The sequence below is a fragment of the Arthrobacter sp. zg-Y1110 genome (assembly GCF_025244865.1).
Taxonomy (GTDB): Bacteria; Actinomycetota; Actinomycetes; order Actinomycetales; family Micrococcaceae; genus Arthrobacter_B.
This window is the reverse complement of the sequence record NZ_CP104273.1, coordinates 86,374-112,161: the sequence shown is the minus strand read 5'-3', so window position 1 is coordinate 112,161 and position 25,788 is coordinate 86,374. Positions and strand designations below refer to the sequence as shown.

34 protein-coding genes are annotated in these 25,788 nt (G+C 64.7%); 30 read left to right on the top strand and 4 right to left on the bottom strand.

Features of this window, described 5'->3' with window-relative positions; all coding sequences use genetic code 11:
* Window positions 1-21: 21 nt before the first annotated feature.
* The 3 genes from N2K99_RS17085 (at window position 22) to N2K99_RS17075 (ending at window position 3,277) form a co-directional block, all read left to right on the top strand.
* The gene (locus N2K99_RS17085; RefSeq protein WP_227934384.1) at window positions 22-675 is read left to right on the top strand and encodes a hypothetical protein; all 654 of its coding nucleotides are present in this window, start codon (window positions 22-24) and stop codon (window positions 673-675) included.
* Between the two features lie 61 nt (window positions 676-736).
* Window positions 737-1,003, top strand: a complete 267-nt coding sequence (locus N2K99_RS17080; RefSeq protein WP_227934385.1) for a hypothetical protein — start codon at window positions 737-739, stop codon at window positions 1,001-1,003.
* 147 nt (window positions 1,004-1,150) lie between these two features.
* The gene (locus N2K99_RS17075; protein ID WP_227934386.1) at window positions 1,151-3,277 is read left to right on the top strand and encodes an acyltransferase family protein; all 2,127 of its coding nucleotides are present in this window, start codon (window positions 1,151-1,153) and stop codon (window positions 3,275-3,277) included.
* Between the two features lie 74 nt (window positions 3,278-3,351).
* Here N2K99_RS17075 and N2K99_RS17070 read toward each other — a convergent pair whose 3' ends face one another.
* On the bottom strand, window positions 3,352-3,783 hold the full coding sequence (locus N2K99_RS17070) for a hypothetical protein (protein WP_227934387.1): 432 nt from the start codon (window positions 3,781-3,783) through the stop codon (window positions 3,352-3,354).
* A gap of 138 nt (window positions 3,784-3,921) precedes the next feature.
* On the opposite strand from N2K99_RS17070, the gene N2K99_RS17065 reads away from it, so the two are divergent.
* The 11 genes from N2K99_RS17065 to N2K99_RS17015 all read left to right on the top strand — a co-directional run bounded on the left by N2K99_RS17065 (window position 3,922) and on the right by N2K99_RS17015 (window position 14,185).
* Window positions 3,922-4,869: a DUF1524 domain-containing protein gene (locus tag N2K99_RS17065; protein WP_227934388.1), complete on the top strand. Its 948-nt coding sequence runs from the start codon at window positions 3,922-3,924 to the stop codon at window positions 4,867-4,869.
* A gap of 44 nt (window positions 4,870-4,913) precedes the next feature.
* Entirely contained in the window at window positions 4,914-5,981 is a 1,068-nt protein-coding gene (locus N2K99_RS17060) for a hypothetical protein (protein ID WP_227934389.1), read from the top strand.
* A 24-nt stretch (window positions 5,982-6,005) separates the two neighbouring features.
* Window positions 6,006-7,175 (top strand): hypothetical protein, encoded by a 1,170-nt coding sequence (locus N2K99_RS17055; RefSeq protein WP_227934390.1) that lies wholly within the window; start codon window positions 6,006-6,008, stop codon window positions 7,173-7,175.
* A 132-nt stretch (window positions 7,176-7,307) separates the two neighbouring features.
* Window positions 7,308-7,754, top strand: coding sequence for a hypothetical protein (locus N2K99_RS17050; protein WP_227934391.1), 447 nt, complete (start codon window positions 7,308-7,310; stop codon window positions 7,752-7,754).
* Between the two features lie 106 nt (window positions 7,755-7,860).
* The gene (locus tag N2K99_RS17045; protein ID WP_227934392.1) at window positions 7,861-9,750 is read left to right on the top strand and encodes a hypothetical protein; all 1,890 of its coding nucleotides are present in this window, start codon (window positions 7,861-7,863) and stop codon (window positions 9,748-9,750) included.
* A gap of 72 nt (window positions 9,751-9,822) precedes the next feature.
* A complete protein-coding gene (locus tag N2K99_RS17040) occupies window positions 9,823-10,314 on the top strand; it encodes a hypothetical protein (RefSeq protein WP_227934393.1) in 492 nt (163 codons plus the stop codon).
* 105 nt (window positions 10,315-10,419) lie between these two features.
* Window positions 10,420-11,571: a LysM peptidoglycan-binding domain-containing protein gene (locus N2K99_RS17035; protein WP_227934394.1), complete on the top strand. Its 1,152-nt coding sequence runs from the start codon at window positions 10,420-10,422 to the stop codon at window positions 11,569-11,571.
* 33 nt (window positions 11,572-11,604) lie between these two features.
* Complete coding sequence (locus N2K99_RS17030; protein WP_227934395.1) at window positions 11,605-12,486, top strand: hypothetical protein; 882 nt, start codon at window positions 11,605-11,607, stop codon at window positions 12,484-12,486.
* A gap of 191 nt (window positions 12,487-12,677) precedes the next feature.
* A complete protein-coding gene (locus N2K99_RS17025; RefSeq protein ID WP_227934396.1) occupies window positions 12,678-13,664 on the top strand; it encodes a TM2 domain-containing protein in 987 nt (328 codons plus the stop codon).
* A gap of 46 nt (window positions 13,665-13,710) precedes the next feature.
* The gene (locus tag N2K99_RS17020; RefSeq protein WP_227934397.1) at window positions 13,711-13,989 is read left to right on the top strand and encodes a hypothetical protein; all 279 of its coding nucleotides are present in this window, start codon (window positions 13,711-13,713) and stop codon (window positions 13,987-13,989) included.
* The gene (locus N2K99_RS17015) at window positions 13,976-14,185 is read left to right on the top strand and encodes a hypothetical protein (protein ID WP_260554917.1); all 210 of its coding nucleotides are present in this window, start codon (window positions 13,976-13,978) and stop codon (window positions 14,183-14,185) included. The genes N2K99_RS17020 and N2K99_RS17015 overlap by 14 nt, the downstream gene beginning before the upstream one ends.
* A 53-nt stretch (window positions 14,186-14,238) precedes the next feature.
* Here the strand turns inward: N2K99_RS17015 and N2K99_RS17010 are convergent, their stop codons facing one another.
* Together N2K99_RS17010 and N2K99_RS17005 are read right to left on the bottom strand one after the other, a co-directional pair.
* Window positions 14,239-14,796, bottom strand: a complete 558-nt coding sequence (locus N2K99_RS17010; RefSeq protein WP_227934399.1) for a hypothetical protein — start codon at window positions 14,794-14,796, stop codon at window positions 14,239-14,241.
* Window positions 14,793-15,002 (bottom strand): hypothetical protein, encoded by a 210-nt coding sequence (locus tag N2K99_RS17005; RefSeq protein WP_227934400.1) that lies wholly within the window; start codon window positions 15,000-15,002, stop codon window positions 14,793-14,795. The genes N2K99_RS17010 and N2K99_RS17005 overlap by 4 nt, the downstream gene beginning before the upstream one ends.
* 179 nt (window positions 15,003-15,181) lie before the next feature.
* On the opposite strand from N2K99_RS17005, the gene N2K99_RS17000 reads away from it, so the two are divergent.
* The 12 genes from N2K99_RS17000 to N2K99_RS16945 all read left to right on the top strand — a co-directional run bounded on the left by N2K99_RS17000 (window position 15,182) and on the right by N2K99_RS16945 (window position 22,922).
* Window positions 15,182-15,913: a PspA/IM30 family protein gene (locus N2K99_RS17000; RefSeq protein ID WP_227934401.1), complete on the top strand. Its 732-nt coding sequence runs from the start codon at window positions 15,182-15,184 to the stop codon at window positions 15,911-15,913.
* Between the two features lie 198 nt (window positions 15,914-16,111).
* Window positions 16,112-16,705 carry a 3'-5' exonuclease gene (locus N2K99_RS16995; protein ID WP_227934402.1) on the top strand — a complete coding sequence of 198 codons (594 nt, stop codon included), beginning with the start codon at window positions 16,112-16,114 and terminating at the stop codon, window positions 16,703-16,705.
* On the top strand, window positions 16,702-17,313 hold the full coding sequence (locus tag N2K99_RS16990; RefSeq protein ID WP_227934403.1) for a hypothetical protein: 612 nt from the start codon (window positions 16,702-16,704) through the stop codon (window positions 17,311-17,313). The genes N2K99_RS16995 and N2K99_RS16990 overlap by 4 nt, the downstream gene beginning before the upstream one ends.
* The gene (locus N2K99_RS16985; RefSeq protein WP_227934404.1) at window positions 17,313-18,329 is read left to right on the top strand and encodes a matrixin family metalloprotease; all 1,017 of its coding nucleotides are present in this window, start codon (window positions 17,313-17,315) and stop codon (window positions 18,327-18,329) included. The genes N2K99_RS16990 and N2K99_RS16985 overlap by 1 nt, the downstream gene beginning before the upstream one ends.
* 35 nt (window positions 18,330-18,364) lie before the next feature.
* Window positions 18,365-18,748 carry a hypothetical protein gene (locus N2K99_RS16980; protein WP_227934405.1) on the top strand — a complete coding sequence of 128 codons (384 nt, stop codon included), beginning with the start codon at window positions 18,365-18,367 and terminating at the stop codon, window positions 18,746-18,748.
* Window positions 18,749-18,848: 100 nt separating this feature from the next.
* The gene (locus N2K99_RS16975; RefSeq protein ID WP_227934406.1) at window positions 18,849-19,733 is read left to right on the top strand and encodes a hypothetical protein; all 885 of its coding nucleotides are present in this window, start codon (window positions 18,849-18,851) and stop codon (window positions 19,731-19,733) included.
* Window positions 19,734-19,824: 91 nt separating this feature from the next.
* Complete coding sequence (locus N2K99_RS16970; RefSeq protein ID WP_227934407.1) at window positions 19,825-20,142, top strand: hypothetical protein; 318 nt, start codon at window positions 19,825-19,827, stop codon at window positions 20,140-20,142.
* Window positions 20,143-20,271: 129 nt separating this feature from the next.
* Window positions 20,272-20,493, top strand: a complete 222-nt coding sequence (locus tag N2K99_RS16965) for a hypothetical protein (RefSeq protein ID WP_227934408.1) — start codon at window positions 20,272-20,274, stop codon at window positions 20,491-20,493.
* A 44-nt stretch (window positions 20,494-20,537) separates the two neighbouring features.
* Window positions 20,538-20,762: a hypothetical protein gene (locus N2K99_RS16960; protein ID WP_227934409.1), complete on the top strand. Its 225-nt coding sequence runs from the start codon at window positions 20,538-20,540 to the stop codon at window positions 20,760-20,762.
* 46 nt (window positions 20,763-20,808) lie between these two features.
* The gene (locus N2K99_RS16955) at window positions 20,809-21,096 is read left to right on the top strand and encodes a hypothetical protein (protein WP_227934410.1); all 288 of its coding nucleotides are present in this window, start codon (window positions 20,809-20,811) and stop codon (window positions 21,094-21,096) included.
* Between the two features lie 24 nt (window positions 21,097-21,120).
* On the top strand, window positions 21,121-21,453 hold the full coding sequence (locus tag N2K99_RS16950; protein ID WP_227934412.1) for a hypothetical protein: 333 nt from the start codon (window positions 21,121-21,123) through the stop codon (window positions 21,451-21,453).
* Window positions 21,454-21,485: 32 nt separating this feature from the next.
* Complete coding sequence (locus N2K99_RS16945; protein ID WP_227934413.1) at window positions 21,486-22,922, top strand: DUF5129 domain-containing protein; 1,437 nt, start codon at window positions 21,486-21,488, stop codon at window positions 22,920-22,922.
* 68 nt (window positions 22,923-22,990) lie between these two features.
* Here N2K99_RS16945 and N2K99_RS16940 read toward each other — a convergent pair whose 3' ends face one another.
* Window positions 22,991-23,488: a hypothetical protein gene (locus N2K99_RS16940; RefSeq protein WP_227934414.1), complete on the bottom strand. Its 498-nt coding sequence runs from the start codon at window positions 23,486-23,488 to the stop codon at window positions 22,991-22,993.
* A 92-nt stretch (window positions 23,489-23,580) separates the two neighbouring features.
* Between N2K99_RS16940 and N2K99_RS16935 the strand changes: the two genes are divergently transcribed.
* The 4 genes from N2K99_RS16935 to N2K99_RS16920 are packed head-to-tail and all read left to right on the top strand — an operon-like array spanning window position 23,581 to window position 25,783.
* On the top strand, window positions 23,581-24,036 hold the full coding sequence (locus tag N2K99_RS16935) for a hypothetical protein (protein ID WP_227934415.1): 456 nt from the start codon (window positions 23,581-23,583) through the stop codon (window positions 24,034-24,036).
* Window positions 24,037-24,082: 46 nt separating this feature from the next.
* The gene (locus N2K99_RS16930) at window positions 24,083-24,958 is read left to right on the top strand and encodes a hypothetical protein (protein WP_227934416.1); all 876 of its coding nucleotides are present in this window, start codon (window positions 24,083-24,085) and stop codon (window positions 24,956-24,958) included.
* Between the two features lie 49 nt (window positions 24,959-25,007).
* Window positions 25,008-25,454: a hypothetical protein gene (locus tag N2K99_RS16925; protein ID WP_227934417.1), complete on the top strand. Its 447-nt coding sequence runs from the start codon at window positions 25,008-25,010 to the stop codon at window positions 25,452-25,454.
* Between the two features lie 35 nt (window positions 25,455-25,489).
* On the top strand, window positions 25,490-25,783 hold the full coding sequence (locus N2K99_RS16920; RefSeq protein WP_227934418.1) for a hypothetical protein: 294 nt from the start codon (window positions 25,490-25,492) through the stop codon (window positions 25,781-25,783).
* The last annotated feature ends 5 nt before the right edge of the window (window positions 25,784-25,788 follow it).

Genomic DNA, 25,788 nt, shown 5'->3' with positions numbered 1-25,788 from the left:
ACCACCTGAAATGAGTCTCGAATGAAGAAGACAACCCGTGCCTTCCTGACAGCGGCCCTGGGGATTGCTGCGCTGTGGGGGGCAGTTCCGGCCTCGGCAGCTCCGGGAAACATTCCGGTCCCTCCGGTCACCGGATCCGAACTGACCACGTACGCCACCCTCAAGGAGGCTCCCGTATACACGGCCACAGCCCCGGGGACGCCGCTGCGGACAGAAGACGCCTACATCATCGACGAGGTTGTCTTCGAGTCCGGCAACGAGCGGATATTCAACGTCAGCGACGTTTTCACCGCGGGCGACGGATCGCAATGGCGGGCTGTGAGCAGATGGTGGAAGAACGGCGGGTACGGAATGGACTTCGAGCCGATGTTCATTCAGGAAGAGGCCATCAAGAAGATCCTGACCGAGGAGGAATACACCGCGGCCATGACGCCGGAGGGCAGTGCCAGCCAGGCACCAACGTCCGCACCAGCCTCGGCCCCTGCAGCAGAGAAGCAGACCCCGTCGCCTGAAGCCGCCGGACAGGACCGTCAGGAACCTGCGCAGGATCAGGGGATGGGCCCGGCCGTCCCGTGGATCATAGCCGCAGTCCTGCTGGCTGCAGTTGCCGGCATCTATGTCATGATGCGGCGCAGGAAGCAGACCGGTACGGAAAGCACAGAGACCAACGCGTGAACATAGCAGGGCGCTGCCGATCAGTGCAGGGCCCGGAGCCGGAACATCAGAAGGAGCAGATATGAGCGAAACCACCGTTTTCACCCTGCGGGCATCTGCCCGTGAAGGCGGACGCAAGCACTTTGCAGAAGACATCGCGCAGGTAGAGGAAATCACCTTCGCCAACACGACCTTCTCGGTCCTGGACATCGGCGACACGTCGGCAACCCTGCAGGCTGAGGCCGCATCCGAGATCGAGTTCGACGAAGACTTCGTCCAGGCCCTTGAAGACGCACTGGTCTCCGGCCACGGAATTTACCTTGACCTTGAGGCCGCCCTGGAGGAATAGAAGTCCTTCCCGCTCGAAAAGCCCTGCCCGCCGGCGGGGCTTTTCCTGTTTAACAGCCGGACCGCGCGGGCGCCGTCGGACCCGGAGACGCATAGAAACATAAGGCCCCTAAATACCGGGCCGGCGTCTACCCCCAAAGGAACCTGCGTGACCGACCTGATCCCGGCTGCTGCCCCAAGCGCGCCCAATACGAGAGGGCGGCACCGTGCAGCCCGGACGCAGCCGCGGCCCGGCTACCGCCCGGAGGTGCAGGGGCTGCGCGCGCTGGCGGTGCTCATGGTGGTCGCCTACCACGTCTGGTTCGACAGGGTCTCGGGCGGGGTGGACATCTTCCTGCTGATCTCTGCGTTCCTCATGACGCTGTCCTTCCTCCGCAAGGGCGACGAGGGCACAGGCATGGGACTGGTCTCGTACTGGCTTCGTACTTTCAGCCGGCTGCTGCCGGCGGGCGTCACCGCCATGCTGGGCACCATGGCCGCGGCCTGGCTCTTCCTCCCGAAGGCCCGCTGGGATTCATTGCTGGAGCAGGTGTGGTCGAGCCTGGGCTACTTCCAGAACTGGGCGCTGGCCGCCGAGTCCGTGGACTATTACGCCGACCATTCCGGCGCCAGCCCGCTCCAGCACTTCTGGTCCCTCTCCGTCCAGGGGCAGATCTTCATCCTCTGGCCGCTGCTGTTCACTCTTGCCGCCCTGGTCGCCAGGACCTTCCGGCTCCGGTACCGCAGTGTCGTTGCCGCCCTGTTCACCCTGGTCTTCGCAGCCTCCCTGGCTTTCTCCGTATGGGAGACATCAGCCAACCAGGCCTTCGCGTACTTCGACACCCGTGCCCGCCTCTGGGAATTCGCGCTGGGCACCCTGCTGGCCGTAGCCCTTCCCCTGATCCGTCTTCCCCGCCCTGCCGCGGCCGCCGCCGGCTGGATCGGACTGGCATTGATGCTCAGCGCAGGCTTCCTCATCGACGTCGAGGGCAGCTTCCCCGGATACATAGCCCTCTGGCCTCTCATTGCTGCAGCACTGATCATCAGTGCCGGAACGTCCGGAAGCAGGTTCGGTGTTGACCGGTTCCTCTCCTGGAAGCCCATGGTGCGCCTTGGCGGGATCTCCTACGCCCTGTACCTCTGGCACTGGCCGGTGCTGGTCATCTACATGGCATGGAGGGGCCGCGAAGCCGTGGGAGTCCCGGGCGGCAGCGCCATTATCGCCCTCTCCCTGCTGCTGGCCTGGCTGACAACCCGCCTGATTGAACGCCCGCTCCTTGGACTGGGCTTCATGAAGAACAAGCGTGGCCAGCTCATCGCCGTCATCGCCCTGGCAGCCATCGCCGCCGGACCCGCCTACGGCTGGCAGACCGCGAACCGCATCGAAGCCGAGAAGGCCGTAACAGCCCACGAACGCGAACTCGCCGAAGCCAGGGCCCGGGGAGAGATGTACACGCAGGAGCAGAAGGACAACCCCGGAGCCCTCTCCCTCCTCGACCAGGCTCCACCGCCCGGAACCCCCGGCGCAGCAACCCTGCCGGCACTGGACATGCTCGGATCCGAATGGGCTTCCGTCGGGCCCAAATGCGAAGAAGGCCTGAAACCGACCGGCAACGACATGCTCGCCGACAGCTGCCAGCATCTGGCCGGCAGGGATGGGGCCAAGCGGATCCTGGCAATCGGCAACTCGCACACTCAGCAGTGGACCGCAGCCCTGGCCCCGATGGCCGAGAAGTACGGATACGACGTCGTCTTCGTCAGCAAGGGCGGGTGCAGCTTCGGCGCCACCGATGAAGGCCGGCCCGCGGACTGCGTTGAGTTCAACAAGGCGGCACTGCAGTATGCCCTCGATCTGAAGCCCGACGCGGTGTTCACCGTGGCCACAGCCGCCCAGCCCGAAGACGCCTCCGAGCACCCGGTCCCCGGTCTCGCCGAGGCTGCGAACAAACTCGAAGAAGCCGGGATCCAGGTGGTCGGCATCAGGGACACCCCTCGCTTCGCCTTCGATATGGCCGTCTGCATCAAGGAGGAAGGGCCGGACGGGGACAGGTGCAACACCCGCAAAACGGAAAAGCTCGCAGACACTTCACCCACCGTCCAGCTCGGCGCGCAGGTTCCCGGCATGGCCTTCATGGACCTTACGGACCAGGTGTGCCCCGACGGTGTCTGCCCGCCGGTCATCGGAAATGTGCACGTCTACATGGACAACAACCATCTGACATCCACCTTCACCAGGTCCACCGCACCGGTCTTCGAAGACAGGTTCCACGAAGCCATAGGGTGGAAACGGGCCTAGGGATGAAACAGGCCCCGCTCCTGAGATCGAATCCGGGAGCGGGGCCTTGTCATTGGTGAAGAGATGCGGATGGCCTACCAGCTGACGACGGTGCCCCCGAGCTTTTCATGCAGCTCTTCTGCACCCGGAGCGTTGATGACCCAGTTTTCCCCCACGAGCCAGGAGCTGAATTCGATGTCGTACTGCTCGGCGATGTCCTTGTTTTCCTGAATGAGCTGGGTGATGTCACTGCTGCTCAAGTACGTCGAAAGAACTGCTTCCGAAGAGCATTCGGCAGACTCGGCGGCGAGGGTCACGATGTTGCTCTGTTCGTACGCGGGGCAGGAGCCGCCTGCGGCGACAAAAGCATCCTTCAGCTCTTCGACGGTTGCATAGGTGCCGCCGTCGGCAGGCGGGGTGGTTGCTGACGGCGTGGCCTCCGATTCCGCAGCGGAAGAGCTTCCGCATCCTGCCAGTGCCAGTGAGCCTGCAATCAGAACCGCCGTCGTAATGCCCCGCTTGTTCATTCTTCGATCCTTTGACCTTGCTCTGAGCCGCCTCAACTGAGTGCAGCCTGCTCATCCTACTGTCTGTTCCGAACACCGGACAGAGCGGGGAATCCGGCGCCGAAACGGTTCCTGCGCGGTGCCGCACACATAGTGGGCATGACGACCAAGAACCTTCGCGTGCGCATTCTTACCGGCCTCACCCTTCCTTTCCTGGCATTGAGCCTTGCAGGCTGCGACGCCGCCCTTGCCCCGGAGCAGGCTCCTGCAGCTGTGTCTTCCGCTCCGGCCCCCGCGGCCGGTGCCGCCGGGGAAGCACCGGCATCTGCCGGCACGGCACTGGCGCAGCTGGAAACCATCGCCGTCAAGGGCCGCGCCCCCAAAACCGGATACTCCCGGGATATGTTCGGATCCGCGTGGCCTGACATGGACCGTGACGGGTGCGATGAGCGCAACGAGATCCTGCAGCGTGACCTGACCGGCATCACCTACAAGGACGGCCGCTGCGTCGTGGCTGCCGGAACGCTGAACGACCCGTACACCGGACGGACGATCGACTTCGTCCGCGGTACCAAGTCCAGCTCTGCCGTCCAGATCGACCACGTCGTCGCACTCTCCGATGCCTGGCAGAAGGGCGCGCAGCAGCTCAGCTCCGACCAGCGCATGTCCCTGGCCACGGACCCGCTGAACCTCATGGCGGCCGACGGCCCGGCCAACGGCTCCAAGTCCGACTCGGATGCCGCCAGCTGGCTTCCGCCCAACAAGGCATTCCGCTGCGAATACGTGGCCCGCCAGACTGCAGTGAAGGCAAAATACGACCTTTGGATGACCCAGGCCGAGCACGACGCCGTCGCAAGGATCCTTGCCTCCTGCCCCGACGAGCCTGTCGCCGGGAACGGGGCTGCCCGCACCGAGGCCGTTGCGGTCGAAGAAGCCCCTGCGGAAGCACCGGCACCGGCAGCTGAGCCTGCCCCGGCCGCCGACGGAAGTGCCGCCTACGCCAACTGCGCCGCGGTCCGGGCCGCCGGCGCCGCCCCCATCCATTCCGGAGACCCCGGGTATTCGAAGAAGCTGGACCGTGACGGGGACGGGGTGGGCTGCGTATAGCCCTGGCGGAGAGTGCGGGCAGGAATGCCGCACACATAGCCGGTATGCCCAGAATTACGCCTGAAGACCGCGCAGCGTCCTACATCAACTGGATCAGCCGGACCGGGCTGGTGCCCTCGCGGGTCTCACCCGATCCGGCTGAGAAATTCCTCTACAGCTCCTACCTGTATCTGAAAGGAAAGGACCGCACCGCTGCAGAGGAGGAAGCCCTCGCGTCCATGACCGGTGCCCGGGACGCGGTCAGGAAGTCACTCAGCGATTCCGGCAAGCCCAGAAGGTCCTTCAAGCCCAGGGGCATGCAGGCTGCCCGACGGCTTGCCGCTTTCCACGAAGCCAACGGGCGCCTGCCGCTGAACCGTATTGAAAGCGAAAGAAAGCTCTACGAGGCCCTACGGAACCTGCGCCACCGGCACTCCGTCGGGGAACTCTCCAGCGAGGCGGTCGAGGTCCTGTCCGGGATTCCCGGTGTGTTCACCGTCGTGCGCCGGCCGCCGCTGCCCGAGCTGGAAAAACTGGAAGCCTGGTGCGCAGCCAGCCGGCGGATGCCGCGGTACGACATCCTGAACCGGTCCACTGAAGCAGAGAAGCTGGAGGAACACCTGGGACGCTGGCTCTACCGTCACGTCCACCGCCGGCACAACCCTGTGGAAACAGACGAGACCAGGATGATCCGGAACCGCATCCTTGCCCTCCAGGACACCTACCCGCCGACGTCGGCCGTGAAAGCCGACCGGGAGGCGCAGGAGATCCTGGAGTTCATTCAGGACGCCGGGCGCCTGCCGGACCTCCATCATGAGCCCATCCTCTTCTGGAACGCTTCACATCTGCGCTGGGCCTATTCCGGAAAGGCAGGAAAATTCGGAGCCGCCATAAGGCAGTGCCTGAGCGCCATCGAGGAGCTGCCGTCGGCAGTGAACAGCAGGTGGGACGGCTGGTTTGCGGACCTTCAGGACTCTGTCCGGACCGAAGGGCGCCTTTCACCGGCAGCGGTCGGAGGCACCCGGCGGGAGCTTGCCGCCTGGCTTGCATCAGCCCCCGCCATTGCCGACCCCGCGCGCGCCGCCCGGCTGGACGAGTTCCTGGCCGGCTTCGAAGAGTATCCGGCGGCCTAGGGGCAGGGCCGCACACAAGCAGGTATGAATATCCGCAACAGACAGCCCGAAGGCATTCCCGTCGGAGGCCAGTTTGCCTCCACTGCCCATGCCGAAGCCGGAACAGTAACCCTTGCCGCCCCGGCCAGCACCCTTCACCGGGCCCTGGACAGAGTCATCGGGGACCTCGAGCACAGTGCAGCACTGCTTGACGCTGATGACGGCTTCATGGATGACATGGATTACCTCGCGCCCAGCCCAGAGAGCGACGCCCGGCATGCCGCCTACACGGAGTCAGCTTTACGCCTGCGTGTCCTGAAGCATGCAGGCCTGGAAGAAGGAGAGCTGGCAGCGGCACTGGAAGGACTGGGTCAGGAACTCCGCGCCCGCGGGAAGAACGCCCGCCTTGCCGGACGGTCCGGAATCCACGAGAGCATCGGCACCGAACTCATGGTCACCGTGTTCGACAACCGGGATCCCGATGCCCTCCTGGCCCGGCGCAGAGCAAAAATCCAGGCACTCAAGGGCCTGCAGTTCGAGGGGGAGTTCCCGGCCGGCGCCGACGAGAGAGCGATGGACCGCCACACTGCCCGGCTGAAGCTTTCGGAAATCAACGGCACAGTCCGGCAGATGCAGGCACGTGGAGAACACGGCAAGGATCTCCAAGCGCTCATCGAAACCCCGGACGGACGTTCCTACCATCTGGAAATGAGCCACAGCACCCTCACCGTCACGCGGCCGGGGCAGGACATGGACGGCGGCGCCGTAAGCATCGACATGGGCCGGGGCGTTCCGGTCACACCTGAAGTCCTGGGGGAAGCGTTCAGGGAGGCCCAGCACCGTGCGGCACTGTCCGATGCCTGGGCAGGGAACACCAGGATGCGAAGCACGCCTGAAGGGGTGCACCCGGCGGCCACTTTCGAGGATTACTCCGTGACCGAAGACGACGCCGTCCGGGTCGCAGCGGTGACAGCGGGAAATTCCATCGGAAGGTACAGGGTCGAACGGATCCGCAGCAAAGCCACAGGCGAAGCAGGAACCCGCATCCAGGTCCTGGGTGCCGAGGCTTCAAAGGTCAGCCCCCGGATGACCGAAGCCATCCTCGCTGATCTTTCCGAAGCAGGCGGCGGTGTGGGAACCGGGGCGGCTTTCGAGTACGACCTGGACAGGTTCGCCGCGGCCGCAACGGCGGATCCGGCGTACCGGCGGGGATGAGCCACCCCAGGGGCCTCGTATGCCGTGAGTGTCCGGGACGCATAGAAGCATAAAGGGGCAGGAAAGATGTCCTCGCGGAACAGCAGTGGATTGGTTGCCATGCCTGGCTTCACTGCCAAAGACAGGAGCATTATGAACACCAAACCAATGTTGCTTGCGGCCGCCGCCGCGGTCCTGAGCCTGAGCGCATGCGGCCCGCCTGAGGACGGCGGTGAATACGCCTCCCTCGACGAACTGAAGTCCGCCTACCAGGAGGCAGGCATGGACTGCGGAGACTGGAAGGTGAGCGAAGTGCTGCCTCCCCGTGCAACTGCGGCCGGCACCTGCTCGGACAACGTGACGCTGTCCCTTTACGAGCGGGAAATAGACGCCTCCATTGCAGCCGTCTCCGGCGGGCCCGGCGACGGCAGGACCGGGCTGGACCGCGGAGGTATCGCCGTTCACGGGGTCAACTGGGCAGTCACCGGCGGCAACGTTGAAAAGCTGGCCGAGAAAACGGGAGGCAGGCTCATATACAGGAGCATCCCTGTGCCGTCCTTGCCTGGATCTGATGTTAGCGACGTGGCGCGGAAAGGATAGCCACTAAGGCCAGGACACAAACGCCCGGGGCTGCAGTGAAGACCTCCGGTGAATTGTCTGCGCATGTCCCCGGGTAATTATCATCGCCACCCCCGGGAACGGACCTATGAACCGAGCATCACTGCCAAGTCCGTCGACCACGCTGCGCTCCAGCGCCGGCGCATTCGACCTGCCGTCCATCATTACCGGGGTGGTCGTCATCGGGATCCTTGCCGCCGGTGTGCTGGCAGCCATCTTCGGTGTCATCCCTTTCGTGCAGAACAATGCCGCCAAGCAGGATCTGGCAGCCATCAACACCGGCGAGGGCGTCGCGTACGCCAAGGACGGACAGAAGTACAAGGACCTGTCCGGCCTGGAGTCATCGGGGCTGGTTTCCGGGCTGGATCCGGCAAAGGCTGCAGTGCTGGTCGGTAAAGAGGGCAAGGCCTTTACCGCTTCGGTGCTCTCGGGAGCGGGCATCTCGTGGTGTATTTCCAACGAGGACACCGAACCCCGTGAATGCGGCGCCGCAACAGGTGAGGAAGCCGTGGCGATGGGGTTCTGCACCCCGAACGTCTTGGAGGCCGTTCAGCTGGAAGTGTCCGCCTTCCAGCATCCTGGTTTCCCCGACTACTTCAAGGCCATGAACGGGCTGGAGGACTTCGATATGGATGCGGCGATGTCCTTCATGGAGTGGCAGGGCACCGGCGAACCGCTGGACCTGGGGGAGGAAGAATACGAAGTACTCGGGGACCTCATGCAAGTTCTGTCCCCGAAGCTCTACGAGCTCTTTATGGCTCCCCCCTACAACGGCCAGTTCGAGCTGCTCACCACTGAAACTTTCGCAGGTGTTCCGGCCCTTGCCGATGAGACCATAAAGGAGTTTTGTTCCAGCTATGGCGGTCCCGTTCCCTGGATCTCCGACCCCACTTTTGCAGGGGATTGGAACGAGGTGTCGAGGCTTCACGCACTCACCGGTTCCACCGACCCTATCGTCATGGAATACAACACCGCCTTCGGCAGCGACGACGACCTCACCTTCACCCTGAAGGGGACCGAGGGCATCCCGGGGTTCAAGACTGCAACGACCACCTCGACGATGGTTGACGGCAGGCCCCTCTGGCGGACGACCCTGACCCCCAAGGCCTCAGGCTGGGGAGAGTCTCCTGAAGAGTTCAAGCTGGACGTCACCGTGGACCGGAAAAATGCGACGGGGAAAACCACCCCTGAGTCCTGGACCTGGAGCCTGAAGGCAAACCCCGTCACAGTGAAAATCGTCCAGGGTGCCTACCAGCCTCCAAGCGACACAACAGCAGGGCTGGGCGGTTCATGGGACCACCACATCAACCACATCGGCAGCGCCGAAGCTGACCCGGCGAAGTATTTCCGCTACGCCCTGGAGTTCGACGGCACCGTACCGGAACGGGGCTACAACTACATCAGGAAAACGGTGACCCTCGAGAACACCGGTGGTGAATTCTACGGCGCCGGCATGTCAAACCACGACGACGGCAGCGGCGGAGTGACCCTGGGCTGGTACAGCAACGGGGAAGAGACAACAACGCCGGGGACGATCAAGGTCAGGCACACGGTGACGGATAAGGTCACCAACGCCAGCGACTCCCACGTCTTCGAGTACACGCTCGTAGAGCCTGAGCTCGGCAAACATCCGAAGCTTGTAGTGGACCAGCAGTACGGCGGCCTTGCCGCCGTACGCGTCGAGGACGGATACCAGCCCGTGGATTACGCCTTCGAGGTGGTCTTCGACGGGGAAACGTACGAGGAGAGGTCGGACCATTCGGTTTACGTCGAGCCCGAGTTCGGCGACGGCAACAGCGGGCGCCTCAGCGCAACGATGTACACGGGAGCGAAAAACCAGCCCGAGCTCAGGGTGGCCAATGGTATGGCCGGCTTCGACACCGCACCTGAAGATCCCCGGTGGAACGAGATGGAAGTGAAGGTGACCTACCGTCCGACGGGTGAGTCATCAACGGTAAAGGTCCAGCTGACCTGGTGATAACACGGAAGGGCCCGGTGGCTTAGCGCCCCCGGGCCTTTCCTTTTGCCCGCCGGCCGCACACAGGTGGGCATGAGTATTTCCCCACTTCACCGGGTCCCTCCGGGCGTAAGCGCCGGCGGCCAGTTCGCAGCAGCAGCCCACGCAGAACCCGAAGCCTCCCTGGATTACAAAGGCTCCCACACTGCTCCCTCGAACGACGGATACAGCTCGGCCATCTCGGAGCTGACAAAAGCCTTCCCCGACGACGTCTACGAACACCCCGAGTGGTACGGCAGCGGCGAAACGGACGAAGAGACAATGGCCCAGCTGACCGCCGCCAGGGACAACCCTGACGCAACGGTCCGCGTGTACCGTGCCCTGCCGGCCGGACTGGACCGGATCAACCGAACCGACTGGGTGACGCTCTCCGCCGGGTACGCCCGCCAGCATGCTGCCCAGGACGATGACGAGGCGAACGACTGGCCGGTCATCAGTGCTGAAGTGCCGGCGTCGTCTGTCTTCTCCGACGGCAACGACCTCATGGAATTCGGCTACGACGGCCCGGATCTGCGCTGCGCCTGACTCCGCCGGGGCTGCCGGGGAGAGAGACGCGAAACGCCGCACACATAGGGGCTGTCAGCATTTTCAGGTCGCTCGACCGGCCGCAACAGTTTTGAGGTACACCCCTTGTCCAGCATTTCCCCCGCCGCCCGCCGGGCGTCCATCACCACCCTCGCAGCCCTGGCCATTGCTGCCGTAGTCGGAGGCGCCCCCGCCCAGGCTGCCGAGCCGGCCTACACCGTCGTCTCCGGGGACACGCTCTCCGGGATTGCCGCAACCCACGGCGTCAGCCTTTCCACCATCTTCTCCGCCAACGGCCTGGACGGCTCCAGCATCATCTACCCGGGCGACCGCATCGTGCTCGGCGGCGAAGCGAAGACTTCCCCTGCACCGTCACCGGCAACCCCGGCACCCGCCTCCGCTTCGTCCTACACCGTCGTCCCCGGAGACACCCTCGGCGCCATCGCATCCCGCCACGGCGTCAGCCTCTCCACCATCTTCTCCGCCAACGGCCTGAACGGCTCCAGCATCATTTACCCGGGGGACCGCATCCTGCTCGGCGGCGGCACCCAGGCCGCCCCTGCCCCGTCGCCTGCAGCTCCGGCTCCGGCAGTCCAGGAATCCGCATCGGCCTCCACCTACACCGTTGCCCCCGGCGACACCCTTGGCCGGATCGCATCCCGCCACGGCGTCTCCCTGTCCACCATCTTCTCGGCCAACAACATGAACGGCTCCACGGTCATCTACCCCGGCCAGGTCATCAAGACCGCCGGCGAAGCTCCCCGTACCGACGACACCTTTGTCCCGACCCCGTCCGTTCCGGCACCGGTGGAAGAGGACGTATTCGTTCCGGGCCCCGACGTCGAACACCTCACCGGCGGATACAACGACACGGCATCCGTGCAGCAGCTGGTAATCGCCACGGCAGATGCAATGGGAGTGGACCGGGCACTTGCACTGGCCATCGCAGAGCAGGAATCCCACTTCAACCAGAACTCGCTCTCCGGCGCCGGCGCCATCGGCATCATGCAGGTCATGCCCAACTCCGGAATCTGGGCCTCCGAACTGGTGGGCCGCAGCCTGAACCTGCACTCGGCCGACGAAAACGTTGCCGCCGGTGTGGCAATCCTCTACGCGCTCCAGAACTCCAGCTCGAGCCTGGACGAGGCAATCGCCTCCTATTACCAGGGTCAGGGCTCCGTGCAGTCCATCGGCATGTACGACGACACGATCGCCTATGTGGAGTCCGTCAAGGCCCGCATGGCCACCTTCCAGTAACGGCTCTCCTCACCTCCTCGAAAGGCACACCCCATGAGCACCACCATTGCCCCCTCCGCGCTGCTGGCGCGTGTAATCTCCGGCCGGCCCGACGCGTTTGAAGAGATCCTCACTCCCTCGGATGCTGAAGACCTCCTCACCCGGAACACCAGCAACCGCGGCGCGCGCACCCAGATCATCGCCCAGTACGCCAACGACATGACGTCTGCGCGCTGGCGTTACGCCGCCGAGCCGCTGAAGTTCGATACCGAAGGCGTCCTGCTGGACGGCCAGCACCGCCTCATGGGCCTGGCCTCCTTGAAGGAGAGCCACCCGGAAACCGTCATCAAGTTCCTCATCGTCACTGGCCTGGACACCAAATCCCAGACCGTGATGGACCAGGGCTCGCGCCGGACGGCCGGTGACAACCTGGGTATTGCCGGGATCAAGAACGGCCATAACATCGCCTCCGCGGCCCGTACCTTCATCCTGTGGTCCGAGAACCGCCTCTTCCAGTCGAACACCCTCGCAGGCGCCGGAAAGGCCAGCAACACCGAAACCCAGGTCTGGCTCGAGGAGCACCCCTGGTTCATCGAGGATGTCCAGTCCACCCTGAAATACCGGAACAGCGTCGATGCGCCCATCAGCATCGTCGGAGCCGCCTACTCCCGTTTCAGGAGCATCGACGCCGAAGCAGCCGATGAATTCCTCACGATGCTGGCCACCGGCGCCAACCTCTACGAGGGACACCCGGTGCTGACCCTGCGCGAACGCCTGGCACGCATCCGGCGCGAGAGGACCAAGACGTCCACCCGTGACCACCTGGCATTCCTGATCATGGCCTGGAACGCGTACCGGGCGGGGAACTCGATGTACAAGTTCCAGCGTCCGAAGGGTTCTGTCTGGAGCAAGACCAACTTCCCCCAGCCGGTCTAGGTTCCCTACCGGTGAGCAGGCCGTCCGCATCCCGCGGGCGGCCTGTTTTCGCGTATCCGGACCCCTCCTCGCCGGTGAGAGGCGCCGTCCGTGCCGCACACATAGCAACCGAGGGCAACAGGGCCCCTACTTCCCCCAGGCCGGACATGACTTCCAAGCACAGACTAGATCCAAAGCACCAGCTTCCCCCGATGCCGGCAGACCCGTTTGCCCAGGGTGTCGTCCCGGAGACGTACCTGCAGCCGGCACCCATGCGCCCGCGCGGCCGTGCCCGGCATACCGCACCGCCCGTGACGCTGGAACCTATCCCTGCCCCCGCCCCTGTGACAGACCCGGTACCGCGGATAGCGGCAGAAGCCCCGCTGGAGTGGCCCACTCATCCGACACGCCGCGACCTGCGCCTGGCACGCGAGGCCGGCCGGGAAATCCCCCGCGGACTCGTCGGAACGCTGGCTGCACGCAAATGGGACACCGGGAAGCACACCTCCGGACTGTCCATGGCCGTCAAATACGGTCCGTTCCCCGCACCGGTCGCCGACCTGAAAGACTTCCGGACAAACTGGATGCTCTCGGCACTGCTGGGCCCGCTTGGCGCCGACCGCTTCCACCGTGGACAGCACGTCACCGGAACCCTGAAACTTCTGACCCTGGGCGGCGCCGGACTCTGGTGGGCAACCGACCAGCTGGCAGTTGCAGCCGGAAAGGTCACCGACGCCGGAGGTCACCCGATGGCCGGCAAACGAAGCCACAGGCTGATTGCAGGAGGGGCGTCCCTGGCGCTGATCGCCGGAGCAGGAGCATCTGCAGTGGCCGTGCTGGCACCCGGCGTCGATGATGCAGCCGATGACCTGATGGCTGTTGTCGTTCCCGAGCACCCCGAACCTGTCTGGGAGCACCTGGCGACGCTTTCGGGCGGCCGCGGTGCCGGACCTTCCAAACCGTTCACGGTCACGGGCGACGGCGTCACCTTCGACTACACAATGAAGGACGCCGGTTTCATCTACCTCCTTCCGGCCGGCACCAAAGCGGTCCCCGACGGCGCCGAACCCCTCGTCTCATCCTTCGAGGCATCCAAAGGCAGCATCACCAAGTCTCCGGCACCCGGGAAGTACATCCTGTTCGTCCAGTCGCCCGGGGCAGGCTGGAACGTCGACATAACCCAGCGGGTCCTGCGCTAGGACGGCCGGAGAGAGAGAGCCTGTTCCCGCCGCACACATAGTGGGCATGAAGAAGCGTGAAGAACTCGACATGACCGCCATCGTGGATGCCACGATCAACGCCATCCACGAATCCAAGGGTTCGCCCGGCGGAACGCTGGACCCCTTTCAGAAGAACAAAATGGCCACGGCCCTGCTGCCCATCATCTGGCACAGCACCCAGGCAGTCCTTGACCAGCTGGCACCGGCTGACGACGAGGCTGCAGAAGAAGACGCATTCTCAGGCTTCACCGTCCCCGACAGCCTGGAAGGACTCGAAGGGTTCGACGGGCTTGCCAGTGCATAGCGCGCAGGGTTCCGTGCAGCAGTCACTGCGCCTGGCCAACGTCATCAGGGGCTGGTCCGCGGCCGGCACGGCTGCAGCCGTAGGATCGGCGGCGGTCCTGCACGATCCGATCATCATGCCAGCCCAGGCTGTGCTGTTCTTCTTCACCTACATCTTCGCCACCCAGTGGCAGGAGCGGCTGCTCCAGGACAGCTGAGGCAGCAAAAAGCCCGGACCTTAATCCTTAGGTCCGGGCTTTCCCTGTATCCGCTAGGAGCCGGGCAGGTCCGCGGGCTTCATGAACTGCGGGAAGCCCCTGGTGTTCTCGGCATCGACTCTGACGGGAGTGCCCCAGCCGACTTTTTCACCGTCATAGGTGAGCTCAGGGGTGAAGGCGCCGTCGCCGGATCCCACGAGCTTCAGTAAGGCCGGCTTGCCGCTGGATGTCTTGAGCTGGATTTCCTCACCTGAGCCCAGTGCCCGGCGCAGGCCCTCATCCCCCCAGTCGTTGCCTCCGGCGCTGACGTCGGTGAACGGGTTGCTGCCGGGATCGCCGGCTTCTCCGAGGGTGGCCTCGCCCTCGATCTGGACGAAGGCAGCGTAAGCGCGCTGGCTTTCGACTTCCCTTACGGCTGCCTGGTTGGTGAGGACCGCCTGCGTACCCATGGCCAGCAGGCAGAGTCCGGCAACGACGGCGAACGGAACCCTGACAGGCACGGCTTTCAGCTTCTTCGGGTCCCCTCCTGTCTGGACCATAAGCAGGAAGAGGAACAGAGTGGTGGCTGCGATAAGCACTCCGCTGAGCATCAGCATGGAGAAGAACGTCATGCTGCTGCCGCACCTTCTGCAGCGGGCCTGAGCTGGTGGGTGTAAACGGCGACGGGCGCAGCAAGGGGTACACCGTCAATGCTGGTCACCAGCAGCTGGCCGTCACGGGTGCCGGGTTCGGCGATGACCTGCTTCCCGCGGACGATGCCGTCTTCTTCATCAAGGTAGTCGGCTTCAATCACGACGTACGGGCGGCCTTCAGCCATGGTGGTGCTCCTTCGATAGGGGACGTTCCCCGACTATGTGTGCGGCAGCAGTGCCGTACCTTCCCGGCCGTCGGCGACGGATTGCCGGGATGCCGCACACATAGTCGGTGGACGGGCAGCCATACCGGCTCCGTCCGCGGTCCCGGAACCGGGAACCGCACCCAAACGAAGGAATATCCATGGCGAAACAGTCCATCTTCGGCCGCATTGCCCAGCTGACAAAGGCCAACGTCAATTCCCTGCTGGACCAGGCAGAGGATCCGGGCAAGATGCTGGACCAGATGGTGCGCGACTACACCTCGAGCATCAGTGAGGCAGAAGCTGCCGTAGCCCAGACCATCGGCAACCTGCGCATGCTCCAGGATGACCGGGCAGAGGACATCCGCGACGCCGCCAACTGGGGCAACAAAGCCCTGGCAGCCTCCCGCAAGGCCGACGAATTCCGGGCTGCAGGCAAGGAGTTCGACGCAGCGAAGTTCGACAACCTGGCCAAGGTCGCCATTGAGCGCCAGATCTCCTCCGAGAACGAGGCGAAGGCATCCGAGCCGACGATTGCCTCGCAGGAAGAGGTCGTGGAGAAGCTCAAGACCGGCCTGTCCCAGATGAAGGGCAAGCTGGGGGAGCTGGCCCGTAAGCGCGATGAACTGGTGGCCCGGTCCCGCAACGCTGAAGCCCAGATCAAGATGCACGATGCAATCAAGAGCGTCGGCATGATGGATGCGACTTCCGAGGTGTCCCGCTTCGAAGAGAAGATCCGCCGCGAAGAGGCCCGGGTCCGCGGCGCCAACGAACTGGCCGAATCCAGCCTGGATGCCCAGTTCGAGGCACTTGAAGACCTCGGGGAGCGCAGCGAAGTGGAAGCACGCCTTGCCATGCTCAAGGCCGGCGGCACCACCGCCATCGAAAGCTAGCAGGACCTGCGAAGGGCCCGCATTCCGTCACCGGGGTGCGGGCCCTTCCTCTGCGGCGGAGAGGTTTCCCGGCCCCGCCGTACACATAGGAGTAGCCGGGCCCCGCGCGGAAGTTCCGCCGTGCCCGGCAAGCCATCTACTTTCAAGGAGTCACAGCGTGAAGATCCAGCCAGCCCGAAATCCGTCAGGGGCTGCCCAGTGAGCGTCCCGGGACTGGACTTCGTTGCCATCGACTTCGAGACCGCCAACTCCAAGCGTGCGTCCGTGTGCCAGATCGGTATCGCAAAGATCCGCAGCGGCGTCGTCACCCACATGTCCACCGAATACGTCATGCCCCCGCCGGGGTTCCAGAACTTCGGACACTGGAACATCAAGATCCACGGCATCACCCGCCGCATGATCGACGGCGCCCCCGGCTGGGAGGAAATCCTGCCGCGGCTGGTCAAATTCACCGGCAGCCTGCCCCTGGTCGGCCACAACGTCTCCGTAGAGAAGTCCGTGATCGTCCAGGCCTCCGAGGCGCTGGGGATCGTCCCGCCGGAGTTCGAGTACCTGTGCACCCAGAAGCTGGCGCAGTACCGGATGCCCGATGCGCCCTCCTACAAGCTCAACGATCTGGTCACACGGCTGCAGCTGCCCGGCTTCACGCACCATGATGCCGGCGAGGACGCGGTTGCCTGCGCCAACGTTGCCATCCGCATCGCCGAGGAAACCGGCATCACGGACATCCACGAACTCTTCCCTCCCGCACGCAAACCTGCACGCCCCTACAACTACCGGAGGGCCTCATGACCGAGACCATCGACATCTGCATCGCCACGCCGCTGCCCTCGAGCGTGCTGCTCACCGTGGGCGGGCTCATCGACGCAGCCTGGCCCGGAGCCGAACTTGCCACCAACCACGACGGCCGCGTCAACCAGGTGATCTTCCGGATCAGGAACCGGCCCGCACGGACAGTGACGCCGGAGGAGGCCGAAGCCCTCATCCTTGAGCCCGAACCGGACGGCGACGTGCAGGTCACCAGCATGGGACCGGCCGGCGTCAGCGTCCTTACTCCGGCCGATGTCGCAGCGAACCTCCTGCCCGTCATCGAACAGGCCTTCGAAGAGTTCCCTGAAGCGGAGAACTACCTCGAGATGCCCGTCCGTGACCCCAAATCCGGGCACCGCTACCTGCTGACGTTCTGCCGCTCCGCCGGACAGACCCCGCACGAGCTGCGCAGCATCGCCGAAGCCAAGCTGGAGAAGGCATACGGGGACTGCTCCGATGCCCAGATCCGGGAGGTCCACCGCCTGCTGGAACAGCCGCGGGCCATCAACCGCGGGGACACGTACGAAGACGGCGTGCGGGCGGCCATGGACGCCATGAGGTCCCTGAACTTCGGGCGCCGGTCCGAATAATGTATCCGGAAGGCCCGCTGGATCCGTTCGGCCCCACACCCATGGATCCGCCTCAAGGACGACGTCGTCCCCGCCGCGGACGGGGGATCGTCGGCGGCTTCCTGACGGGGGTGTGGCGGTTCACCAGCTTCCTGGTTGTCTCCACCGTGTTCCTGGTCGCCGGGTTCACTGTCCTCAGCCAGCTCTCGCCTGGAACAGCGTCGAAGATCATGGCGCAGGCACCCTTCCTGGACTGGGACCTGCCTTCGGTTCCTGACACGTATTCCCCCGATCTGCTGTCTCCGAAAGCACCGGACACAGTGCCTCAGGCCGTACCCCAGCCGGCACCGGCGGACCCCGGCCAGGAAAGGCCCACACCGGGCCGGGAAGCATCCGACTCGCCCCTGGGCAGGCCGGCACAGCTTCCGGCCGTCGACAACAGGTATGCGCTCCTGCGTGAGGACACCGCCTACGACCCCTGCCGGCCGATCCACTACGTCACCAGTGCCGCCAACATGCCCGAAGGCTCCCGCACCCTGATTACCGAGGCGGTTGCCGAAGTGTCGCGCGCGACCGGACTCGTGTTCATTGACGACGGCATGACCAAGGAGCCTGCCTCGGCGGCGCGCAGGTCCTTCCAGCCTGACCGTTACGGTGACAGGTGGGCCCCGCTGCTGTTCATCTGGAAAACCCAGGAGCAGCAGCCGCAGTTCACCAACCACCCGTACGGAGCAAACACCGTCGGCATCGGCGGCAGCGTCGCCTACACCCTTGAAGGCTCCGGAAGCGTGTACGTCACGGGGGAAGTGCAGCTGAACGCGGCCGCACTCTCGGATGACCTCATGAAGCCCGGAGGAGAGGAAGAGGTCAGGTCGGTCATCATGCACGAACTCGGCCACGTCGTCGGGCTGGACCATGTCGATGACCCGAGCCAGCTGATGGCGCCGAGCACCAGCGATTCAGTGACCGGATTCAGCACCGGAGACCTCAACGGACTGGCGATGCTGGGGCAGGGAATCTGCATTCCGGAGCTCTGACTGCTCCGCAGCCGGGGAGCCGCACACAGATAAGCGTGAAGACTGAGAACCCTGCACCCGCCGCCCCCGACGCTCCGACACCTGAGCCGATCGTTCTTCCTCCGGCGTCCCCGGACGGGAAAATCGACCTCGCCCGCGGGTGGGATGCCGCCTGGGCTTCCCTGACCAACGGGTACCCGGGCCTTGGCAGCGCCCTGGCCTTCGTCGGCGTAGCCATCGTAGTGCTCTCGCTCATGCAGTGGGCGTGGGCCTCCCGGCGAGGCCGCGGCCAGGGTCAGGCCGCCAGGCCGGTATGGGGAGCAATGATCATCGGCTCCCTGCTCACGGCGCCTACGGTCATCGTCCCGCTGCTGCTCGGCGTACTCAGCACGGTCATCAACATCGTGATCTCCCTCTTCCGCGGTGCCATGAGCATGTAGGGCAGGGGACCGGACCAACAGACTCCCGTAGTAACAGAGTCCGGTACTAACAGAGTCGCTGAACTGCGCGCCGACGCCCCTCGCCGTACACAGGACAGGCATGAGCAACGTCATCGACATAAACCGAAACCGCCAGCCGCAGGGGATTCCCGCCGGCGGCCAGTTCGCAGCCACTGCACACGGCGAAGCCACCGGCGTAAGCCTGGGCAAGCACGCAGAACCGGTCCACCGGATCCCCGAGAAGCTGCTGATGGGGCAGATCCAGAACGACCGGCTGGCCTTCGAGCTCGAGTTCCAGGCACGCATGGCAGCTGACCACGGGATGCCTGAGCGCTACATGGAGAATTTCGTCGCCTCGACGCCCCACCTGCCGCGGGGAGAGGCCGAGGAACTTTTCTACATGGCCATCGACGCGGAGGAAGCCGACCGCAGGGGCTTCTGCGAAACAGCCGCCCAGCGCAACACCGAGCTGCACCCCGGCGGGTCCATCAGCCCCGACTACACCCCTCCGGGCGCAACCGTGCAGCAGGGCTACCAGCAGGGCGTCCTGGAAACCGGCGGAAAATACGACCGGTACCGCGACGTCGCCGCGGTGGCAGTCGACGTCCGCAGCGAGCTGAAGGCTGCCACCCAGGGCAACTACCTTCCCAAGGGGCTGACGTACTCCGTGCGCACCTCCAAGTTCGCCGGCGGCCAGTCCCTGGACATCACCGTGCAGGGCCTCACCGACGAAGACCGGCTGGATCCGGAGGACTACGACGAGGTCTACCGGTTGTACGGGGAAAAGCCGGAAGCCAAGGAACTGCGCAAGCGGGTCGAAGAGATCGCCAACGCGTACAACCGTTCCGACGTCGACATGCAGTCCGACTACTTCAACGTCACCTACTACGCGCACGTAACGCTGGAAGATGACCGGTCGCGTGAGATACGCGAGCAGGAAGCCGAGCAGCGCCGCCTCAAGCGCGAAGCCGCCAAGTCCGCCTGACCACCATCCACCCAAAGGGGCGCTTCCAACCGGAGGCGCCCCTTTCCCGTACCCGGTGAGCGAGCGGGTCCATGCCGCACACATAGGAGATATGGATAAGACACTGGTCAGGCAGCGGGAAGACGGCACCACCTACCTTCAGGGATGCGACGCGGAATACCCCGTCAACGGCGACAAGCTTGTGCTCATCGGCTGGAAGGCAAAGAGCCGCCTGATGGACCGCGCCACTAAAATCTTCATCGACTCTCCCGAGCTGGTTGCCCGGGCCAAGGCCGAGCTGGGCATCACGGAAGAGGACGGCCGCGAGGCTGACCGGTGGGAAATTGCCGGACGGGTCCACGCCATGATTCCCGGCGGCATTCCCGGATTCGTCACCGCCGGAACCGTCGAGACCCGCCAGGCAGCATAAGGAGAATCCAGAGCCGGGAGAGGAACCCGTTACCGTCTTCTGGGAAGAAACAATCAAGACCACAAAACGCTAGACCAGGCCCGGAGAGTTAATACTCCGGGCCATCACCACCCCCACAGGAGTCGGCCAGTGAGCCTTCAGTACATCAAAGACCATTTCAACGTCCCCGCCGTCCGCGGTGCCAGGGTAGCCACCAAGGAACTGAACCCCCGGACCGGCACCATCATCGGCGCCCGGGGCACCCTGCTGCGCGTGCGCATCGACGGCGTGGACGACTCAGTTCTTCTGCACGCCCGGAAGGACGTCCATTACCTTCCCTCGGCGGAGCCTGCCCAGGAGCTCTCCGCCTAAGCCTTCCGGTGAGAGAGCCGGCATGTTCCGCACACATGGGATCCATGACTACAACCGCAGAACCCGCAGCCGCGGGCAAGGACATGCACAGCCTCCAGAGCATCGACGCCCTCCCCGAGGGAACCATCATCACAGTGGGTACCCTGGTTGCCGAGGCAGGACCCCAGGGCTGGCTGCTCACCGGGCGGAAGAAGCCCATGAACACCTGGGGCCTCGTCAGCCGTGCCGGAACCCTCAACGCAACCGTCCTGAGGGTGGGCCGGAACTAGCTGCAGGCGGTGCCGGACTGCCGGGGATCGACGCATGTTCCCCGGCATGAAGCCATCCCTACGACACCGATTTCTATCCGTCCCCACCGGCACCAGGCTCGAACTGACCTGGGCACAGTCCACCGGGCTCCCACGGCGCATCCGCAGCATCTTCGCCGGGATACCCAAGCCCGGTCCGGCAACCCCTGAAGATGTGGACCCCGCAGCTTTCAGGAAGGCCTTCGAGGCCCTGCACGAAGACCCCGACATTGCAGCAGCCTCCTTCAGGTCCATGGGCTACGACGTTGCAGTGAGCATCCACGACACCGCCGGGATCCGCGCGGGGAGCAGCTAGGGCAGGTCCGCACACATAGGTGACATGAGCACCAATACGATGACCAAGCCGACCACGCTGAGCCCGGTCCAGCTGGACCAGATCAACGAGGCGATTAAGACCGCCCCCGAATCCCCGCTGAATGCGCTGGATCTGTGCGACCGCTGCAGCAAGGGCGCCAAAGCCCAGTTCACCCTGCCCCACGCCGAGAACCCCCTGCGCTTCTGCGGGCACCACACGCGCGCGTACCTGGGTGCACTCATGGCAGCGCAGCCCGTGTCCTTCTGGGTTGCCGCCGAGGACCTCTGGACGGTGAACGGTGTGGACGTACCGGCCCCGGACAACCGCCGTGCCGGTGACGGACTCACCGATTCCTAGCCTCCGGGCCCTGACCAACCCATAAGGAACCAATGCGCAGAACACTCGCCGCGCTGCTTCTTGCAGTGACAGCTTTGACCGGCACCGCCACGGCGGCCTTTGCAGACAAGCCCGTCGACATCATCGTTGAGGACACCGCCGGCGTCCTGGACAAGAACACCCTGATTCCGGCCGTGAAGGACATCGACTTCTACGAGCCGACGACCGTGGCCGTCTACACCCGCGCCGGCGCCTACGAGGACAACTTCAACGAGGAAGTCCTCACCTATGCCCGCGCCGAACACCCCGAATGGCTTTCGGCCGACGGACAGAAATGGGCGGACGGACTCTACCTGTTCGCACTGGACCCGGTCGGCAGGCAGGTCGGAACCTACATGGGCGAGGACCGCAAGGTGGACCTTGCCGACCGTACCGCGATCCAGGAATCGACCTACGACTTCCTGCGCGACGCCCAGTGGACCGACGGCACTATCAAGGGCATCGAGTCCGGCGCCGAGATCATCAACCGGCCCTGGTACAAGTCCCCGGCCTTCCTCGGCACCATGGCATTCCTGGGCCTGGGCTGTGCCGCCGGTTTCATTACCCGGCTGGTCGTCCGTGCGAGGAACCTGCGCCTGGCCCGTGAAGCAATCCGCAAGGGTGACGCCTCCTACTCCAGCGTTACCGCCGACCTGGACGTCACCGAGCTGAATGCCAACACGATTCCTTCCGGCTCCGCCTACGGTGCCCGCGTCCTGGAGAAGTACCGCGTCTTCGGAGATTCCTATTCGCAGGCAACCACCCTGAGCAACACGGTCCACGCCTTCACCGACAAGGAAATGAAGAAGGGCCGCAACCGCAAGAAGGCGGAAGAGTATGAGCGCATCGCGGTTCAGCTGGACGGTGACGACGACCTGATCGCCGACACCAACTCCCTGCTGAACCTTGCGCCCGGATGGGAAAGCGCGTGGGACCGCCAGGTAGCGCCTTTCCGCAAGGACCTGGAAGAAGTCGACAACGTCGTCAGCTTCCCCGGCGCTCCCGGAACAGCCAACGCCCTGGCCGCATTCCGTGACGCTGCCTCTCGGAATCTGTCCGACTGGGCAGAGAATCTGGGTCGCCGGGCAATCACACCCGAAAGTGCGCTGGACCGGCTGAGGGATGCCCGCCAGCAGCTCTCCGAGCTTCTCCGCCAGCATGCCTATGCCGTGTCGGACGCCTATGCGAAGACACAGGAGGAAGCCAGGATGATGCGCCGGGCCATGGACGATTCCTTCATGCGCCCCTCCCGCCGTTCCAACGGCATCCTGGACACCGCCTACCCCGGCACCGTGTTCATTTCCGCCGGATCGTTCAACCACGGCTACTCAGCAGGGCGTTCCAGTGTGAGTTCAGCCCGTCAGGCAGCAGCGGCCGCCAGCCGGCCCAGCACCGGGTATGGCTCCTCCGGAGGCAGCTTCTCCGGCTCGGGAAGCTCCTCCCGCTTCTAGCGCAGACACGAAGGGCCCCGGCACGATTCCGCAAAGAGTCGTCCCGGGGCCCTTCCCTGTGTCCGGGGCTATCCGGCCAGGAAGGAGCGGATACGCATCATGTGGGCTTCGGTCAGGCCGTCCTCGATCGTCGGCCGGACCATGAACAGCCCGGAACCGGCCTGCCCGCGGTGGAACAGATCGTCGTAGGCGTGGCTGTGCGGGATGTCGTCATCAATCCAGACCACCCTCCGCCCTGCAGCCAGGTAGCGCCGGACGGCCTGGATTTTGTAGTCGGTGCCCGGGTCGGAATAGCGGCGGTAATCCTCAACCTCGAAGTCCGGCAGTCCAAGGGCAGGGGCGAGAACCGTCCGTGCCTCGTCATGCCAGGAGGTAAGCCACCGGACTTCGGCAAGGGTGGCCAGCTCGTGCAGCCACGGCACAACCCGGGGGTTGTACCGGCCGGCGTCGGGGTGCTCTGCCCAGGACACCCGGGGGTCCGAGAAGTCGTTGGCAGGGTCCGGGAAGGTGAGGATGTTGCCGTCCACATCCAGCAGGATCAGCGGCCGGTCATCTGCAGTACTCATGCCCTCCATGTGTGCGGCGGAGCGACCCGCACTTCCCGCACGGGGCACAAGGATCGGAGAGCGGCCGCTGCCGTGCCGCACACATGGAGGGCATGCATCCGTTCAAAACCATGACGTCCCAGGCCGAGCTGGCCGATCTGCCCGAGAACTCCGTTGCCTGCCCCGCCGGCCGCCCTGACCTTGGTGTCATCAAAACGGGTCCGGACTCCTGGACCGCTTTCGGCATCCCCGGCACCCATTCCACCGGGTGGGCCTGGAGCTGGGTGGGAGGCGAGGATCCTGCAGAAGCATGGCTGCTCTGGAGCCCTGAAGTGCCGGCCCCGTATGTGCCGCCGGTTGTATGGCGCACGACCATCCCCTCACGCATACCGCGCGTCAAGACCCACCGCACACGCGGCTACGCACGTGCCGCCATCACCGGCGCAATGTATGCGGGGCGCGCCCACGACGACATGCTGATCGAAGAACTGGACAGCAGGACAGGCAAGTTCATCCTGCTGCATTCCATCGCCGACGGGGACCCCATATCCAGCCTTCCCTGGAAATAACCGGAGCCGGGGGAGAAGGCGGTACCGTGCCGCACACATAGGGGGTATGACACTCCTTCACGTTCCCAACGGATACCGCCTTGCTCCCGGTGCAGACCCGGCTGAGTTCCTTGGACGCCTGGCCCTGGCCATGAACCCCGTCCGCGACCGCCTCGATGCTGAATACTTCATCGACGCCGCCATCGACTCCATCGACCGCGCGGACGTCTACGGCCGGCCCCGTCCTGCGGCACCCTTGGACGACGCCTACAACGCCTGGGTCAAAGAGCAGGAATCCATGAACCGGAACTATGTCTGGTTCGACCCCCATTCCCTGGCCCTGCGCATCGGACAGGACACCGCCACCGGACGGCACCTGTTCATCATGGCCACGGACCGCCGCGAGTACATCGAAGCACTGGACGGTTTTCCCGGGATCGAAGAGTACGGCTACCAGGCCATCATCGAGAACATCCCCGAAGGCGTCAGCGACAAGGAATGGGCCGAGCGCGCGGAGGTCTGGACCCGCATGCTTCCCGGCGGACGCTCGGACACCACCATGGACCTGTGGAACCTGCGCGAGCCCGGCGATACCCGCACCCGACAGGTCGTCACCGCCCTCCAGTCCTCGGATGCACTGGCCTTGGGGTACAACACCAGAACCCCTCTGAGGCGCTCCCGCCGCCGGGCTGCGGAGAAATACGCCGAATACCTGTCCGCGCACCAGGGCTTCGAAATGATGCCGGCCGTGATGCGGGCAAACCGCGTCCAGCTGACCCTGCTGCAGGCCGTCATCATGCACCGCCTGGCACCCTTCTCCGCAGACCTGCTGGCCACCGGTTCCGGGGACACAGCCTTCCACGACACGAATCAGGAACTGTGGGACTACCTCGGCGCCAGGGAACACAGCTCGTTGGAGGCGGAGTCGTCCCTGCTGGACTGAGGGCAGCCCACACCCTCCTGCACGCAGTTATCGACGCATGTAGGAGGGTATGGAGAAAACAAGGATCAGACGCGATTCCGTAAAAGTCAGTGAGCTGGGACAGCTGTACGAGAACTCCGTGAAGGTGATGACCGTGCTCTTCACCATCCCGACCCTGATGACCATCTTCAAGGTCATCGCACTGGATCCTGCCCGGCTGACGATGCAGCTCGAGTATGCCGGCCCCGAGCAGGTCGGCGCCTGGATCGTCATAGCCGCCCTGACCGTTTACGGCACCTTCAAGGCGGTCGGCTACATCATCAGCGCAGGGATGGCCGGCTGGAACGGCTTCCGGAGCCCTGTAGAGCCTGCGCTGGCGACGGTGACCCTGGGACTCTTCTGGGCCGTCAACTTTACCGGGGACGTCATGAGCTGGGGAGCTTTCGCCATCATTGCCGCCATGGTCACCCATACTGTTTCCGCTGCCCTGCGCAGCACCCCCGAACCCCTGGACTGAAGAGGGCCGGACAGGCTGCCGTACACATAGCCTGTATGAGTATTTCCACCGCAGCGGAACCCGCCGCTCCCGAATCAACCCTGTCCGAACGCCTGAACACGGCTTTAGCTGCCCAGAGTGCAGAAAGCCCCCTGGATTACCGGGACACCTGTGACAACTGTCCGTCCGCGGCCCGGGCCGTTTTCGTCTTCCCGGTTGCCGAAATCATGCTGTGCGGCCATCACATGCGCCTGCACCTTGAGAATCTGATGTCCAACGATCCGGCCAGCTTCTGGATTACCCCCGGGGAGCTGTGGAGCATCAACGGAGTCGGCGCCCAGGCGGCCTGACCGCG